A 15,736-nucleotide genomic window follows, 5' to 3' on the forward strand; every position below is an offset into this window, starting at 1 on the left:
AGAGCGGGGCTCTGCCCCGCTGCCCTTCCCACCCCGGCCCGGCGCCGCCCGGCGTCCCGCATTCCCTTCCTGGAGAAACCGACATGAGCACCCTGCAGACCGCCGAACAGATCCAGCACGCTTGGAACACCGACCCGCGCTGGGCCGGGATCACCCGCAACTACACCGCCGCCGACGTGGTGCGCCTGCGCGGCACCGTGCACGTGGAGCATTCGCTGGCGCGGCTGGGTGCCGAAAAGCTGTGGACCTACCTGCAGGAAAAGGACTTCGTCAACGCGCTCGGCGCGCTGACCGGCAACCAGGCCATGCAGCAGGTGAAGGCCGGCTTGAACGCCATCTACCTGTCCGGCTGGCAGGTGGCCGCCGATGCCAACCTGGCCGGCCAGATGTACCCGGACCAGTCGCTGTACCCGGCCGACTCGGTGCCGGCGGTGGTCAAGCGCATCAACAACACGCTGCTGCGCGCCGATCAGCTGCACCACGCCGAAGGCAAGGACGACATCGACTTCCTGCAGCCGATCGTGGCCGATGCCGAGGCCGGTTTCGGCGGCGTGCTCAACGCCTTCGAGCTGATGAAGGCGATGATCGAAGCCGGCGCGGCCGGCGTGCACTTCGAGGACCAGCTGGCCTCGGTGAAGAAGTGCGGGCACATGGGCGGCAAGGTGCTGGTGCCCACCCGCGAGGCCATCGAGAAGCTCAACGCCGCGCGCCTGGCCGCCGACGTGATGGGCGTGCCCACCCTGCTGGTGGCGCGTACCGATGCCGAAGCCGCCGACCTGCTGACCAGCGATGTCGATGGCAACGACCAGCCGTTCACCACCGGCGAGCGGACCGTGGAAGGCTTCTACAAGACCCGCAACGGCCTGGACCAGGCGATCAGCCGCGGCCTGGCCTACGCCCCCTACGCCGACCTGATCTGGTGTGAAACCGGCAAGCCGGACCTGGAGTTCGCGCGCAAGTTCGCCGAGGCCATCCATGCCAAGTTCCCGGGCAAGCTGCTGGCCTACAACTGCTCGCCCAGCTTCAACTGGAAGAAGAACCTGGACGACGCCACCATCGCGACCTTCCAGAAGGAAATTGCCACGTACGGCTACAAGTTCCAGTTCATCACCCTGGCCGGGTTCCATGCCCTGAACTACTCCATGTTCAACCTGGCCCATGGCTACGCCCGCCGCCAGATGAGCGCCTTCGTGGAGCTGCAGGAGGCCGAGTTCGCCGCCGCCGACCGCGGCTTCACGGCGGTCAAACACCAGCGCGAGGTCGGCACCGGCTACTTCGACGCGGTCACCCAGGCGATCCAGCAGGGCCAGTCCTCGACCACCGCCCTGAGCGGCTCGACCGAGGAAGAGCAGTTCAACGCCGAACGGGCGGCCTGACGATCACCAAGGGCGGCCAGGGAAGGCCGGGGCGACGGGCGGTCGGGGGACCGCCCGTCGGCTTGTGTGGGTTTCACGGCGGCGCGTGAAGGCGGCCCGGGTGGCCGCTGGCAGGCCGGGATCGCGTCATGAAGAAGGATGTGGCGGGCCGGCCGGGAAATTTCGGCGCCCGTGCTCTGAAATGGGATGAGGCGCACACTTTTTAGGGGTGCTATTCTCCTCGGCTCACCGGGGGAACGCTGGGAAGCGGGTGCACGGGATGACCGGCAAGGTTGCGGCGATTGTGTGCGAACAGGAACCAGGCATCGCCGAGACCGCGATGGCTGAGATCGTGCACGCCATCCTGAGCAACGCCGAGTTCGCGCTGTTTGCCGAATTCGGCAAACAGCAATGCCTGACCAAAGGTGACCTGCTGTTCCAGCGCGGTCAAGCCGGCGACACCATGTATGTGGTCGTGAGCGGCAGCATCGAGCTGGATTTCGGCGACGACCTGGTGGTGAAGTCGCTCGGCCCCAACGAATTCTTCGGCGAACTGGGCCTGTTGATCGGCGACCATCCGCGCAGCGCCGACGCGCGCGCGGTGACCGACAGCGTGGTGCTGGAACTGGGCAATGCCGATTTCCAGCGCCTGGTCGACCGTGACCCCGGCCTGGTGGCGTACTTCCTGCGCCGTACCATCATGCGCGTGGTCAGCAACGAACAGGTCCTGATCCGCCAGCTGCGGCGGCGCAACCACGACCTGGAAACCGCGCTGGACAACCTGTACGTCACCACCCACCAGCTCACCCATACCCGTGAACTGGTGCGCACCGACGAGCTCACCGGCCTGCACAACCGGCGTGGCCTGGCGCTGTACCTGCAGGACTGCCGCAGCCACGCCGATGGCGCGCCGCAGGGGCTGCTGCTGATCGACTGCGACCACTTCAAGCAGGTCAACGACGAGCACGGCCACCAGGCCGGCGACCGGGTCCTGCAGAGCGTGGCCAACATCCTGCGCTCGGTGGCCACCGAAGCCGACCTGGCCTGCCGGCTGGGGGGCGACGAGTTCTGCCTGCTGCTGCGCACCGCAAACGCCGACAGCCTGCAGCACGCGGCCGAGTTCATCCTCAGCGCGGTGCACGGCCTGATGGACCGCGCCCACGGCGTGCCGCACGTCTGCCCGGTCAGCATCGGCGTGCGCCTGCTGGAGCCCCACACCGATTGGAGCGAGTGGTACGCTCGCGCCGACAACGCGCTGTACCAGGCCAAGCGCCTGGGCGGCAACCGGCTGCACTGGTCGCGTGCCGCGACCGCCTCACCCTGATCGGGGGAAGATCGGCATGAACGGCGACAACGGAGCGTCGACCCAGGCCCCCCAGATGCGGGCGCTGTTGTTCACCGATCTGTGCGACTCGATGGTTCTGGTGGAGCGCATCGGTGACGCGGCGGCCGCTGAGCTTTTCCAGCATCACGACCGATTGGTGTTGGGGTTGCAGCAACTGTGGAACGGGCACCAGATTGACCGTTCTGACGGCCTGTTTCTGTTGTTTGATCGTGCGATCGACGCATTGGGGTTCGCGCTGGACTACCAGCGGGGCCTGCAGGCGATCGGCGAGCAGCGGGGGATCGTTCTGCGTGCCCGCGCCGGATTGCATGTTGGCGAGGTATTGACTTGGGAAAACAGCCCCGAGGCGATCAAGGCAGGCGCCAAGTCCGTGGAGGTGGAAGGCTTGGCCAAGCCCATGGCCGCGCGCCTGATGACCCTGGCCAGGCCCGGGCAGCTCCTGCTGTCGGCCGGCGCCGAGTCGTTGACCCACCGGGCCGCGGGCGAGCTGGGCGAACGGGGCACGCGCCTGGTGTGGAAATCGCATGGTCGCTGGCGATTCAAGGGCATACCGACCCGGCAGGAAGTGTTCGAGGTGGGCGAAATCGGATCGGCCCCGCTGCGAATGCCACGCGGAAACGCCAAGGCCCGCCGCGACATACCGCTCTGGCGCCAGCCGACGGCCCTTGCCGCGGAAGCAGCATTGGTGCTGGTGGTAGGCATCTGTGCCTGGATGCTGCTGCGCCCCGAACCGGCCATCGCCTTCGCCGAGCGGGACTGGGTCGTGGTGGGCAAGCTTGAGAATCTGAGCAACAACGTGATGCTCGATGACGCGCTCGACCAGGCGTTCCGCATCAGCCTGGAGCAGTCGCGCTACGTCAACGTCGTCAGTGACGACCGCATCTCCCGCATTCTGGAGATGATGCGCAAGTCGCCTGAAACCGACCCATTGGACAGAAGCAATGCCACCACCGTCGCGGTGCGATCCGGTGCGCGGCTGGTGTTGCTGCCCGTGGTGGCGACCGTCGGGGGGCGCACCCGGTTCTCCGTGGAGGTGGTGGATCCACAGACACGACAGACGCTGGCCGTCCGGTCATCGCTGGCCAGGAAAGGCGCCGTCCTCAATGCGATCGATGACGTGTCGCGCCAGCTGCGTGATGATCTGGGCGAGGAAGCGGCCGTCATCGAACGCAACAGCCAACCCCTGCCCGAGGTCACCACCAGCAGCCTCGACGCGCTGCGCGCGTATGCACTGGGACAGCGCCGCTATGCGCGGGGCGACTACAAGGGCGCGCTGGCGTTTTACCAGCAGGCAACGCAGATCGACGATGCCTTCGCCCTGGCGTGGCTGGGACAGACCCGGGCGCATTTCTCCAGCGCCGACTTCGCCAGTGCGGCCAATGCCCTGGTGCAGGCGCAGCAGCGTTCCAGCCATCTTGCCAGCCGCGAGGAAATCTACGTCCGCAACTGGACGCTGCAGATCACCGACCCGGGCCGTGCCACCGACGGCTGGGTGCGCATGGCCGAGCTCTACCCGGACTACCTGCCGGCCACCTACAACGCCGCACTCAATCTGTTCGTGGAGAACCGGTTCAACGAAGCGCTTCCGCTGGCACATCGCGTCAGTGAGAGTCACGTCGACCTGCCTGCCGTGGCCCTGGATCAGTACGGACGCATCCTGCTGGCATTGGGGCAATACGATGCAGCCGACGTTGCGGCAGGCAAGGCGGCCGCTACGGGCTGGGAGGGCGCACTTATGCGGCAGGCGACGGTGGCAGCCGCCAGGCGGGACTATCCGCGTGCGGCCGTTCTGCTGGACCGCGTCACCGCAGGCAACTTCCACGCCGATGTGTTCCGCACCTCCGTCGCATTGGACCAGGGCGACGCGGACTCGGCGATACGCCTGGCCCAGCGGGGAATGACGCGAAGCGGCACAAAAACCGGTGTAGACCGTTACAACTTCTACGTGCCGCTTGCCGTGGCGCAGATGCAGGCCGGCCGGCGCGCGTCCGCGCTGGCGCTGTTGCGTGAAGCGTCACGGGTGCCCTTGGACGACATCGCCAACATACCGCCGGTGGATCTCATCGATCGCATCGTCACCACCCAGGCGGCCGCGCTGGTCGCCTTGAGACTCGGCGATCGCCAGCTCGCCAAAGCGGTCCCCGAGCGCATCGCGCTGTTGAAAGGGGTGCCACCCAGCCGGTTGATCGATGAAATGAACGCGGTGTTGGCCGCCGAGCGCCTGCGCCTGGACGGGCGACCAAAGGACGCCTTGCATCACCTTGCGCCTTACATCGGTGAGCAGTCGCGTCTGCAGGTACGGGTATCGGCGCTGCAGGCCGCCCGGGATGCCGGCGATACCCTCGGCGTCGCTCAGCACGCCGGCTGGCTGCGCGACAAGGCCGGACTCGCCTATGCCGAGGTGGAATGCAGCTACTGCCTGCAGGCACTCAACGTGCTGGACGTGCGCAGGATAGCGGGCGATCCCGCAACGCTGCCGCCAGCGGCAGCGCGCGGAAGACCGTGATCGACACGACCATCAGCGCAGTGTGCGCGGACCGCCATGGCCGTGTTCGAGCATCGGAACCGTGTACGCGGTGCCACAGGTGAGCATGGCCACGATCTGCTCCTCGGCGGCCGCGATGGCTTCCTTGTCGGCCAACTGCACGTTGGCGCAGCAGAGCGTGACGAATTCTGCCAGCGACGTTTGATCTTCCGGGACATGGCCCGCAGCGATCAGGGCCGCTTCGGTCGCGGTGGCAAACTGCTGGCGGAATGCATCATCGGTGGCCAACAGGTGAACCAGGTGCCGGGCGACGGAGGGTTCGAGCTTCAACGAGGGCATGGCGGATCCTTGGATGGTCGGGACGATGTGCTGGTTTCGGCCCAGCCCGGCACATCTTGAGGCATCGGGAGCAGTCGCCATCAAGTTGTGGGCGGATGGATCGATATGGTGGAACAAGAACGGGTTGCCGAAGGGGAACAGCAGATGCAGGTCAGGCGGTGTGCGGTACTGGTGCTGGAACCACGGGAAACCATCGAGTTCCGTTTTGAAAGCCTTCTACAGGGAGGTGACGGGCTGGTACGTGACCTGGCCTGGTACGCCCTGGCACCCCACCTGGACGCGCCGGTCAGGGTCGACGGCCGCGCCCAGGCGTGGTTGGGCAGCCTGAGTCCCAGCCGCTGGCACGCACTGGAGGAAGGAAGTGCCGAGGCCATGCTGGCTGCCCCACTGCTGGCGGCTGGTCTGGTGATCGCACAGGACCCGGCTGACCCGGTGCACGCCGCGCGTGACGCACGCCTCCGTCAGGCCCATTGGCATCCTCTTGCTGCGGTGCTGCATGCATTCTCGCGCTGGGACGGCGTGGACGCGGTGCGGAACATGAAGGAGTCCGAGACCGAAACGGCGGTCCAGATGCGTCGCACGCTGGGTGCTCCACCCGCTGAGTGCGCCCGCATCGAGGGGAGCGGCCCACCCCAGCAGCTGCCCCGGTCACCCAGCGGCTGCTTCGACGACCTGTTGGCGCGGCGTGTCACCTGCCGGAACTTCGACACCTGGCAGCCGTTGCCGCTGGCGCTGTTTGCCCAGGTTCTGCAGCGGACCTTTGGCAGCACCGCGCAGCAGCGCGTGGGCGAGGATCTCGTCTTCCTCAAGAAGAACGTACCCTCGGGGGGCGGACTGCATCCGATCGAGGCCTATCTGCTGGTGCAGCATGTCGAAGGTGTCGCACCCGGGATCTACCACTACCAGAGTGACAGCCACCAGATCGCGCCGGTCGGTACGGACGCCGTGCTGGACCGCGGCTTTGTCATGGAGGCCGTGGGGCAGCAGCATTGGTTCGCCGATGCGCACGTGCTGGTGGTGTTGGCGCCCCGGTTCAATCGCACTTTCTGGAAGTATCGCCAACATGCCAAGAGCTACCGCGTAGTGGCCATGGAAGCCGGCCACCTTTCCCAGACGCTTTACCTGGCGGCGACCGATGCCGGGTTGGGCGCTTTCATTACCGGCGCCATCAACGAAAAGCACCTCGAACGCGCGCTGGGGCTCGATACCATCGCCGAAGGTGTGCTCGCTGTGTGCGGCTTCGGCTGGCGCGCCGCACAGATGACCACCACCGAACTCGACCCGGCGGGGGTCATCTGGCAAGCGGCGGCAACCTGATCGCCGCCCTTGCGAAGTCGGCAGGCGGGGCTCAGGCCCCGTCCGCCTCAAAATCCACCAGCACCGCCCCATCCCCCACCTGGTCACCGGCCTTGACCCGGTAGCCCTGCACCACGCCATCGGCGGGTGCCTGCAGGGTGTGTTCCATCTTCATCGCCTCCAGCACCAGCAGCGGTGCACCGCGCTTGACCTTCGTGCCGGGCGTCACCACCGTGGCAACGATGCGGCCGGGCATCGGTGCCACCAGGCTGCCGGCATCGGCCACGGCCTGGTCGGCTTCGCTGACCGGGTCATGCAGGATGAAGCGCTGGGCGCCCTCCGTGCCGAACAGGTATATCTCGTTGCCATCGCGGACCACGCGGGCACGGTGCAGGGCATCGCCGACCTGCACGCGCAGCATGTCGCCGTCGAGCGCGCCGTGGACGAGCAGCCGCGCATCACCAACGGTCACCGACCACGTGCCGTTGTGTTCCAGCGCGGTCACCGCCTGCGCGCCACCACGGTATTCAAGGCTGAGCGCATGCGGGGCGCGTGCGCCCAGACGCCAGCCATCCTGCCGCTGCCACGGCGAATGCGGGTCGCGTGTGTCCACGCTGGCGGCGGCCTGGCTGCCGACCGCGGCAATGGCGGCCAGCGCCCACATCGTCGGGCTGCCGCTATCGGCGCTGGGTGCCAGCGCAGCTTGCTCGCGCTCGATCAGCGCCGTGTCCAGGTCCGCGTGGGCGAACGAATCGGTCATCACCAGCCGGCGTAGGAACGCCGCATTGGTGGTCACGCCGACCACTTCGCACTCGGCCAGTGCCTGCTGCATGCGGCGCAGCGCCGCGTCGCGGTCCACGTCCCACACGATCAGCTTGGCAATCATCGGGTCGTAGAACGGGGTGATCGCATCGCCGTGTTCGACACCGGCGTCCACGCGCACGTGCGCGGTGTTGGCCGGCAGGCGCAGGTGGCGCAGGCTGCCGGTGGACGGCAGGAAGCCGCGGTCGGCGTCTTCGGCATACAGCCGCGCTTCCAGCGCATGGCCGCGGATCTGCAGCTGATCCTGCTGCAACGGCAGCGGTTCCCCGCTGGCCACGCGCAGCTGCCATTCCACCAGGTCGGTGCCGGTGATGCACTCGGTCACCGGGTGCTCCACCTGCAGGCGGGTGTTCATTTCCATGAAGAAGAAATCGCCGTTGGGGGCGGCAATGAATTCCACCGTGCCGGCGCCCACGTAGTTCACCGCGCGCGCAGCGTCCACCGCGGCCTTGCCCATCGCCGCACGGCGCTCGGCGGTCATGCCGGGCGCGGGCGCTTCTTCCAGCACCTTCTGATGGCGGCGCTGCACCGAGCAGTCGCGCTCGAACAGGTACACCACGTTGCCGTGGCTGTCGCCGAACACCTGGATTTCGATATGACGCGGGCGCTCGACGTACTTCTCCACCAGCACGTGCGCGTTGCCGAACGCGGCCTGCGCTTCGCGCTGGCAGCTGGCCAGGGCCTCGATGAAATCGGCGCTGTCGTCCACGCGGCGCATGCCCTTGCCACCGCCACCGGCGCTGGCCTTGATCAACACCGGGTAGGTGATCGCATCGGCCTGGGCGCGCAGGAACGGCGGATCCTGGTCATCGCCGTGGTAACCCGGGGTCAGCGGCACGCCGGCCTGTTGCATCAGCGCCTTCGCCGCGCTCTTGTCGCCCATCGCGCGGATCGCATCGGCCGACGGACCGATGAAGACGATGCCCGCCTCGGCACAGGCCTGGGCGAAGCCGGCGTTTTCGGACAGGAAGCCGTAGCCGGGGTGGATCGCCTGCGCGCCGGTGCGGCGGGCGGCGTCCAGGATCGCGTCGCCGCGCAGGTAGCTCTCGCGGGCCGGCGCCGGGCCGATCGCGATGGCCTCGTCGGCCAGGCGCACGTGGCGCGCGTTGCGGTCGGCATCCGAATACACCGCCACGGTGGCGATGCCCAGGCGCTGGCAGGTAGCGATGACGCGGCAGGCGATTTCGCCGCGGTTGGCAATCAGGATCTTGGTGAACATGGGAGTCTCGTTGCGCGGGCCAATGGCGAAGAAGGGGCGGCACCCAGCGGTGCCGCACGTGCCTTACATGCGGAACACGCCGAAGTCGGTTTTCCGTGCCGGTGCGTTGAGGCTGGCCGACAACGCCAGGCCCAGCACGCGGCGGGTATCGGCCGGATCGATCACGCCGTCGTCCCACAACCGGGCGCTGGCGTAGTAGGGATGGCCCTGCTGTTCGAACTGGTCGCGGATCGGCGCCTTGAAGCCGTCCTCTTCCTCGGCCGACCATTGCCCGCCCTTGGCCTCGATGCCGTCGCGCTTGACCGTGGCCAGCACGCTGGCAGCCTGCTCGCCGCCCATCACGCCGATGCGCGCGTTCGGCCACATCCACAGGAAGTTGGGCGAATACGCGCGGCCGCACATGCCGTAGTTGCCGGCGCCGAACGAACCGCCGATGACCACGGTGAACTTGGGCACCTTGGCGCAGGCCACCGCCATCACCAGCTTGGCCCCGTCCTTGGCGATGCCGCCGTGTTCGTACTTGCGGCCCACCATGAACCCGGTGATGTTCTGCAGGAACACCAGCGGAATGCCGCGCTGGGTGCACAGTTCGATGAAGTGCGCGCCCTTCAGCGCGGACTCGGAGAACAGGATGCCGTTGTTGGCGATGATGCCCACCGGGTAGCCGTGCAGGTGCGCGAAGCCGGTGACCAGGGTGTTGCCGTAGCGCGGCTTGAATTCGTCGAACCGCGAGTCGTCGACGATGCGCATGATTACCTCGCGCACGTCGTACGGCTTGCGCGTGTCGGCGGGGATCACGCCATACAGCTCGTTGGCCGGGTAGCGCGGTTCCATCGCGGCCTGCACGGCCAGGGCCGGCTCGGGCTTGCGCCAGTTGAGCTGGGCGATGATCGCGCGGACCCGGGCCAGCGCCTGCAGGTCGTTGTCGGCCATGTGGTCGGCCACGCCGGAAATGCGCGTGTGCACGTCGGCACCACCCAGTTCTTCGGCGGTCACCACTTCGCCGGTGGCGGCCTTCACCAGCGGCGGGCCACCGAGGAAGATGGTGCCCTGCTCGCGCACGATCACCGTTTCATCGCTCATCGCCGGCACATACGCGCCGCCGGCGGTGCAGCTGCCCATCACGCAGGCGATCTGCGGGATGCCCTGCGCGGACAGGTTGGCCTGGTTGTAGAAGATCCGGCCGAAATGGTCGCGGTCGGGGAACACCTCGTCCTGCAGCGGCAGGAACGCACCGCCCGAATCCACCAGGTAGATGCACGGCAGGCGGTTCTGTTCGGCCACTTCCTGCGCGCGCAGGTGCTTCTTGACCGTCATCGGGTAGTAGGTGCCACCCTTGACGGTGGCGTCGTTGGCCACGATCACGCATTCCACGCCTGACACCCGGCCGATGCCGGCCACCACCCCTGCGCTGGGGATGGGGTCGCCGTACATGCCGTGCGCGGCCAGCGGCGCGATCTCCAGGAACGCACTGCCCGCATCGAGCAGCGCATCGATGCGATCGCGCACCAGCAGCTTGCCGCGCGCGGTGTGCTTGGCACGGGCCGCCTCGCTGCCGCCCAGCGCGGTCTGCGCCAGGGTGGCGCGCAGGTCATCGACCACCGCCTGCAGGGCAGTGCGGTTGGCCTCGAAAACATCACTGCCCGGTTGCAGCTGGCTGCTCAATACGCTCATGACCTTCCCTTACTTGGTGCGCTGGAACAGTTCGCGACCGATCAGCATGCGGCGGATTTCCGAGGTGCCTGCGCCGATTTCATACAGCTTGGCATCGCGCCACAGCCGCCCGGTCGGGTACTCGTTGATGTAGCCGTTGCCGCCCAGTACCTGGATCGCCTGGCCGGTCAGCCAGGTGGCCTTCTCGGCCGAATACAGGATCGCACCGGCGGCGTCCTGGCGGGTGGTGCGGCCCTGGTCGCAGGCGCGTGCCACCGCATACACATACGCGCGGCAGGCGTTGAGGCCCACGTACATGTCGGCCAGCTTGGCCTGCATCAGCTGGAAGGTGCCGATGGCCTGGCCGAACTGCTTGCGCTCGTGCACGTAGGGCATCACCACGTCCATGGCCGCGGCCATCAGGCCCAGCGGGCCACCGGACAGCACCACGCGCTCGAAATCCAGGCCGGACATCAGCACGTTGACGCCGCCGCCGACCGCGCCCAGCACGTTTTCTTCCGGCACTTCGCAGTCCTCGAACACCAGTTCGCAGGTGTTGGAGCCGCGCATGCCCAGCTTGTCCAGCTTCTGCGCGGTGGAGAAGCCCTTCATGCCCTTCTCGACCAGGAACGCGGTAATGCCCTTGGCGCCGGCCTCCACGTCGGTCTTGGCGTAGACCACCAGCACGTCGGCATCGGGGCCGTTGGTGATCCACATCTTGTTGCCGTTGAGCACGTAGTGGTCGCCGCGCTTGTCGGCGCGCAGCTTCATCGACACCACGTCCGAGCCGGCGCCAGGTTCGCTCATGGCCAGTGCGCCGACCTTCTCGCCGCTGCACAGGCCGGGCAGGAAACGCTGCTTCTGCGCTTCGTTGCCGTTCTTGCGCAGCTGGTTCACGCACAGGTTGGAGTGCGCGCCGTAGGACAGGCCGATGCCGCCGGAGGCGCGCGAAATCTCTTCCATCGCCACCACGTGGGCCAGGTAGCCGATGCCGCTGCCGCCGTACTCCTCTTCCACGGTCAGCCCGAGCAGGCCCTGCTCGCCGAGCTTGCGCCACAGCGCATGCGGGAACAGATTCTCTTCATCGGCCTGGGCGGCCAACGGTGCGATCTCGACCGAGGCAAAATGGGCCACGCTCTGGCGCAGCAGGTCGATCTCTTCGCCGAGATCGAAATTCATGGTGGGGACGTGCATGGGGCGACTCCGCAACTGCTGGATGGGCGCGCCGGTTGGGGTGGACGGCACCAGCCGTCCCGCGGGCGATATGGCCCAGCGTAGCGGGGTTCGTGGAAGAAGTGAACACAAATTCAAAAATTGAACATAGAATCAACAAATGGCCTACAAACGCTCAGCACTGATGGAAGAACGCCTGGCAGGCGCCCGTGAACGGATCCTGCTGGCGACCCGTGCGCTGGTGGCCGCCGGCGGCTACCGCAATGCGCCGGTGACCGCCGTGGCTGCCGAGGCCGGGGTGTCCACCGGGCTGATCTACCGCCACTTCCCGTCCAAGGCCGAGCTGTTCGTGGAGGTGCTCACCGCCGCGGTCGAGCACGAGCTGCGCATCTTCGAGGCGATTGCCGCCGAGCCGCTGCCGGCGCCCGAGCGCTTGCGTCGGGCCATCACCGCCTTCGTACGGCGCGCGCTGGCCGGCCCCGGGCTGGCCTATGCGTTCATCGCCGAGCCGGTGGACCCGGAGGTGGAGGCCGAGCGCATCCGCTGCCGCCGGTTATTCGGCGAGGTGTTCCGTCGCATCGTCGCCGAGGGCATCGAAGCGGGGACGTTCCCGCCGCAGGACACCCACGTGGCGGCGGCCTGCATCGTCGGTGCGTTCACCGAGGCGCTGGTCGGGCCGACCGCGCCCAGCCGCGACGCGCACGGCGACGAAGACCTGCTGGTGGAGTCGATCTGCATTTTCTGCCTGCGTGCCGCCGGCGCCTGAGCCGTGCCCATGCTGCATTGCGATAGAACGCGGCGGCTTGCAGAGCGCCGCTGACGCTGGTCATACTCGGCCGACAAGCCGTGGTCCAACGACTACCAGCCAGGGGTAAAGAGAGTGCGGAATTACGACCTCGAGTTCCTGAAACGCTTTTCCATGGTCATTGCCTTACTGGTGGCCATCACGCTCGGCCTGATCGTCTTCGCCGCATACCTGCATACCAGCATTCCCGCTGAGGTCTCGCCCATGGCCGCCAAGCGCACCGAACAGCGCATCGCCCCGGCCGGCGCGGTCTATGCCGGCAGCACCGGCGTGGCGGCGCAGGCCGCCGCCAAGGCTGCGGCGCTGGCCAAGTCGGCCTCCCAGGTCGCCTACGGCGGCACCACCGACGGCAAGGTGATCTTCGACAACCTCTGCACCGCCTGCCACACCAACGGCGTGGGCAATGCCCCCACCCTGGACCACAGCCACTGGGATGCGCGCATCGCCCAAGGCAAGGACACCCTCTACAAGCACGCGCTGGAGGGCTACACCGGTCCGGACGGCGGCATCATGCCGCCCAAGGGCGGCAACCCGGCGCTCACCGAAGAGCAGATCCACGCCACCGTCGACTGGATGCTCGCCAACCTCCGGTAGAGCCGACCGTTGGTCGGCTGCCAGAACGCCCGGTAGAGCCGACCGTTGGTCGGCTGCCCGTAACGCCCCGTGGACCCCATCGTTGGCCGGCCACCCGGAGCAGCCGACCAACGGTCGGCTCTACCGGCGTCCACCAATCCCCGGCATCCGCCAACCCACGCATCCACCCACCACACCGCCCCCAGGCGGTGGCGGCGTTGCATTGCTACCATCGTCGCCGGTCGCTGGCGGGTCATCTTTGGCCGCCACACTTGTATCGCCCCTTTCCGGAGTCGCCCCACCGATGCGTCGTTCCCCGCTTGTGTTCGCCCTTGCGCTGGCCTTATCCGGCGTAGTCCACGCCGCCCAGCCGCAGCCCGCTACCGCGCCGCAGGCGCGCCCGGCCGCAGCCACCGCGTCGGCCAGCATCACCCTGACCGCGCCGCCCACCGACTGGCGCACCCTGGACGGCCAGAAGGTGCGCATCGCCGCGCCGCTGACGCTGGCCGGTACCGACGGCCTGGCCCGCTTCGGCGAACTCAGCGTGGCCTTCGATGGCCGCCTCTGGCAGCCCAGCGAAGTGGCCGCGCCGCGCAGCGCCGGCCATGCCCAGATCACGGCCGACAACGCGCACCGCCTCCTGCTGCTCGATGACGGCAGCGACGCACGCGATCCCGGCGCGGTGGCCTACCTGCCGGCCAATGCCGACCTGCGCACCGGCATGGTCCTGCGCAACGTGGAAGGCATCGTGCGCATCGATGCCAAGGGCACCCCGCGCCTGCAGGTGACCGCGCCGCTGCAGGTGCCGGCGGTGGAGCGCCCGACCGTGCCGAAGGTGGCCGGGTCGCTGCATATCGCCGCCTTCAACCTGGAAAACTACTTCAACGGCGATGGCCAGGGGGGTGGGTACCCCACGTTGCGCGGCGCGCGCACGCTGGCCGAACACCAGGCGCAGACCGCCAAGCTGGTGGCCACCATCAACGGGCTGGATGCGCATATCGCCGCGCTGATGGAACTGGAGAACGACGGCTATGGGCCGCACTCGGCCATCGCCGAACTGGTGGACGCCCTCAACGCCCCGCTCGACCCCAAGGATGCCTGGGCCTTCGTGGATGCCGGCCAGGGCCCCGGTACCAACCCGATCCGGGTGGGCATCATCTATCGCAAGGGCGGGTTCAAGCCGCTGGGCCGGCCGGTGACCAAGCTCGACGGCCCGTTCGCCGAACACAGCCGCGCGCCGCTGGCGCAGGCCTTCCAGGGCATGGGCCAGCCGTTCATGGTGGTGGCCAACCACTTCAAGTCCAAAGGCTGCCGCGACACCACCGGTGCCGACGCCGATCAGAACGATGGCCAGGGCTGCTGGAATGCCACCCGGGTCGAATCGGCCCGGCAGTTGAACGCCTGGGTGCAGGGCGAAGCGGCCCGCCTGAAGGTAAAGGACGTGGTGCTGCTCGGCGACTTCAACGCCTACGCGATGGAAGACCCGATCCGCACGCTGCACGACGCCGGCTGGCGCGACGCCTTCGCCGCAGCCAAGGTCGAGCGCCCCTACAGCTATGTCTACAACGGGCTGAGTGGCCGCCTCGACCATGCGTTGCTCAGCCCGTCCATGGCCCAGCGCCTGCAGGGCGCCGCCGAATGGCACATCAATGCCGACGAGGCCGAGGACGTGGGCTACCAGGGCCGCAACGAACCGGGCCCATGGCGCAGTTCGGACCACGACCCGCTGCTGCTGGGCTTCGATCGCTGATCAACGGGGCCGGTTGCCGAGGTATCGACCAACGGTCGATACCTACCCGGCGGTGCCCCACGCGATCAACCCGATCGCCACCACCGCCAGCCCAAGGCCAACGCGGTTCCACACACTGGTGCGTTCGCCGAACGCGAGCACGCCCACCAGGGCGCCCACCACCACCACGCCGATGTTCATGCCGGCAAACACCACCGCCGGGCTGTCCGGCAGGTGCTGGTGCGCGCGCACGTAGAACAGGATGTTGCCGAAGTTGAGCAGCCCGAGCAGCGCGCCGGCCCCCGCGTTGCGCCACTGCAGCGGAGACGCACCGCTGGCATGCCGCCACAGCTGCAGCGCCAGCATCAGCACGAAGGCCAGGCCGAAGCTGGCCGTCAGTGCGGCCATCGACGGCGTGCCCGACAGCGCCACCTGCTTGAGCATGATGTCCACCAGCGCGTAGCCCACCCACACCGCCAGCAGCCACGGCCAGGCACGCTCGCCGCCGGGCGCGGCGGCGGTGGCGCGTGGGCGCGCGCTGATGCCCACGATCGCCAGCAGGCCCAGCGCCAGCCCGGCCAGCTTCCAGCCGTTGGCGGTCTCGCCGAACACCAGGAAGGCCGCCAGCAGCGACAGCAGCAGCGACAACCGCTGGGCCACGTCGCTGCGCACGATGCCGGCGCGGGTGACCGCACGGGCCATCACCAGGAAGATGGTGGGCAGCGTCACTGCGAGGCCCAACAGGGCCAGCCACGGCGCATGCGCGGTCTGCAACGACGCCAGCGACGGCCGCAGCAGCACCAGGCTGAGCACGCTGGCCAGCAGGTAATTCCAGGTCACCACCTGCGCCATGTCCAGGCGCTGGCGCGGCGCCAGCTTCAGCAGCACCGACACCAGCACACTGCAGCACACACTGAAAACCAGATAGAGCATGACGCACCC

The 15,736-nt window shown here is 68.0% G+C and carries 12 protein-coding genes; 7 read left to right on the forward strand and 5 right to left on the reverse strand.

Going from position 1 to position 15,736, the window contains the following annotated elements; all coding sequences use genetic code 11:
• Nucleotides 1-83: 83 nt before the first annotated feature.
• From aceA to GQ674_RS20690, 3 genes are all read left to right on the forward strand, one after another.
• Entirely contained in the window at nucleotides 84-1,376 is a 1,293-nt protein-coding gene (aceA, locus tag GQ674_RS20680; protein ID WP_159498903.1) for an isocitrate lyase, read from the forward strand.
• Between the two features lie 259 nt (nucleotides 1,377-1,635).
• Entirely contained in the window at nucleotides 1,636-2,679 is a 1,044-nt protein-coding gene (locus GQ674_RS20685; protein WP_159498905.1) for a GGDEF domain-containing protein, read from the forward strand.
• Nucleotides 2,680-2,695: 16 nt separating this feature from the next.
• A complete protein-coding gene (locus GQ674_RS20690; RefSeq protein WP_159498907.1) occupies nucleotides 2,696-5,206 on the forward strand; it encodes a putative peptide modification system cyclase in 2,511 nt (836 codons plus the stop codon).
• A 12-nt stretch (nucleotides 5,207-5,218) separates the two neighbouring features.
• Here GQ674_RS20690 and GQ674_RS20695 read toward each other — a convergent pair whose 3' ends face one another.
• On the reverse strand, nucleotides 5,219-5,524 hold the full coding sequence (locus GQ674_RS20695) for an NHLP-related RiPP peptide (protein WP_159498909.1): 306 nt from the start codon (nucleotides 5,522-5,524) through the stop codon (nucleotides 5,219-5,221).
• A 144-nt stretch (nucleotides 5,525-5,668) separates the two neighbouring features.
• Between GQ674_RS20695 and GQ674_RS20700 the strand changes: the two genes are divergently transcribed.
• Nucleotides 5,669-6,841 carry a putative peptide maturation dehydrogenase gene (locus tag GQ674_RS20700; protein WP_159499619.1) on the forward strand — a complete coding sequence of 391 codons (1,173 nt, stop codon included), beginning with the start codon at nucleotides 5,669-5,671 and terminating at the stop codon, nucleotides 6,839-6,841.
• Between the two features lie 31 nt (nucleotides 6,842-6,872).
• On the opposite strand, the gene GQ674_RS20705 is transcribed toward GQ674_RS20700, so the two are convergent.
• From GQ674_RS20705 to GQ674_RS20715, 3 genes are all read right to left on the reverse strand, one after another.
• Nucleotides 6,873-8,861, reverse strand: a complete 1,989-nt coding sequence (locus tag GQ674_RS20705) for an acetyl/propionyl/methylcrotonyl-CoA carboxylase subunit alpha (protein WP_159498911.1) — start codon at nucleotides 8,859-8,861, stop codon at nucleotides 6,873-6,875.
• Between the two features lie 63 nt (nucleotides 8,862-8,924).
• Nucleotides 8,925-10,535: a carboxyl transferase domain-containing protein gene (locus GQ674_RS20710; protein WP_159498913.1), complete on the reverse strand. Its 1,611-nt coding sequence runs from the start codon at nucleotides 10,533-10,535 to the stop codon at nucleotides 8,925-8,927.
• 9 nt (nucleotides 10,536-10,544) lie between these two features.
• Nucleotides 10,545-11,708: an isovaleryl-CoA dehydrogenase gene (locus tag GQ674_RS20715; protein WP_159498915.1), complete on the reverse strand. Its 1,164-nt coding sequence runs from the start codon at nucleotides 11,706-11,708 to the stop codon at nucleotides 10,545-10,547.
• A gap of 139 nt (nucleotides 11,709-11,847) precedes the next feature.
• Between GQ674_RS20715 and GQ674_RS20720 the strand changes: the two genes are divergently transcribed.
• From GQ674_RS20720 to GQ674_RS20730, 3 genes are all read left to right on the forward strand, one after another.
• A complete protein-coding gene (locus GQ674_RS20720; protein ID WP_159498917.1) occupies nucleotides 11,848-12,453 on the forward strand; it encodes a TetR/AcrR family transcriptional regulator in 606 nt (201 codons plus the stop codon).
• Between the two features lie 114 nt (nucleotides 12,454-12,567).
• Nucleotides 12,568-13,086, forward strand: coding sequence for a c-type cytochrome (locus GQ674_RS20725; protein WP_159498918.1), 519 nt, complete (start codon nucleotides 12,568-12,570; stop codon nucleotides 13,084-13,086).
• Between the two features lie 283 nt (nucleotides 13,087-13,369).
• Nucleotides 13,370-14,815, forward strand: a complete 1,446-nt coding sequence (locus GQ674_RS20730; RefSeq protein ID WP_159498920.1) for an ExeM/NucH family extracellular endonuclease — start codon at nucleotides 13,370-13,372, stop codon at nucleotides 14,813-14,815.
• A 42-nt stretch (nucleotides 14,816-14,857) separates the two neighbouring features.
• Here GQ674_RS20730 and GQ674_RS20735 read toward each other — a convergent pair whose 3' ends face one another.
• Nucleotides 14,858-15,727, reverse strand: coding sequence for an EamA family transporter (locus GQ674_RS20735; RefSeq protein ID WP_159498922.1), 870 nt, complete (start codon nucleotides 15,725-15,727; stop codon nucleotides 14,858-14,860).
• Nucleotides 15,728-15,736: the final 9 nt, after the last annotated feature.

The sequence above is a fragment of the Stenotrophomonas sp. 364 genome (assembly GCF_009832905.1).
GTDB classification, from domain to species: Bacteria; Pseudomonadota; Gammaproteobacteria; order Xanthomonadales; family Xanthomonadaceae; genus Stenotrophomonas; species Stenotrophomonas maltophilia_AP.

What these genes read in the sequence shown, in the direction of transcription:
- GQ674_RS20730 (WP_159498920.1), top strand. Translation starts at nt 13,370, where the DNA reads ATGCGTCGTTCCCCGCTTGTGTTCGCCCTTGCGCTGGCCTTATCCGGC.
- aceA (WP_159498903.1), top strand. Translation starts at nt 84, where the DNA reads ATGAGCACCCTGCAGACCGCCGAACAGATCCAGCACGCTTGGAACACC.
- GQ674_RS20720 (WP_159498917.1), top strand. Translation starts at nt 11,848, where the DNA reads ATGGCCTACAAACGCTCAGCACTGATGGAAGAACGCCTGGCAGGCGCC.
- GQ674_RS20705 (WP_159498911.1), bottom strand. Translation starts at nt 8,861, where the DNA reads ATGTTCACCAAGATCCTGATTGCCAACCGCGGCGAAATCGCCTGCCGC.
- GQ674_RS20715 (WP_159498915.1), bottom strand. Translation starts at nt 11,708, where the DNA reads ATGCACGTCCCCACCATGAATTTCGATCTCGGCGAAGAGATCGACCTG.
- GQ674_RS20685 (WP_159498905.1), top strand. Translation starts at nt 1,636, where the DNA reads ATGACCGGCAAGGTTGCGGCGATTGTGTGCGAACAGGAACCAGGCATC.
- GQ674_RS20735 (WP_159498922.1), bottom strand. Translation starts at nt 15,727, where the DNA reads ATGCTCTATCTGGTTTTCAGTGTGTGCTGCAGTGTGCTGGTGTCGGTG.
- GQ674_RS20690 (WP_159498907.1), top strand. Translation starts at nt 2,696, where the DNA reads ATGAACGGCGACAACGGAGCGTCGACCCAGGCCCCCCAGATGCGGGCG.
- GQ674_RS20700 (WP_159499619.1), top strand. Translation starts at nt 5,669, where the DNA reads ATGCAGGTCAGGCGGTGTGCGGTACTGGTGCTGGAACCACGGGAAACC.
- GQ674_RS20710 (WP_159498913.1), bottom strand. Translation starts at nt 10,535, where the DNA reads ATGAGCGTATTGAGCAGCCAGCTGCAACCGGGCAGTGATGTTTTCGAG.
- GQ674_RS20695 (WP_159498909.1), bottom strand. Translation starts at nt 5,524, where the DNA reads ATGCCCTCGTTGAAGCTCGAACCCTCCGTCGCCCGGCACCTGGTTCAC.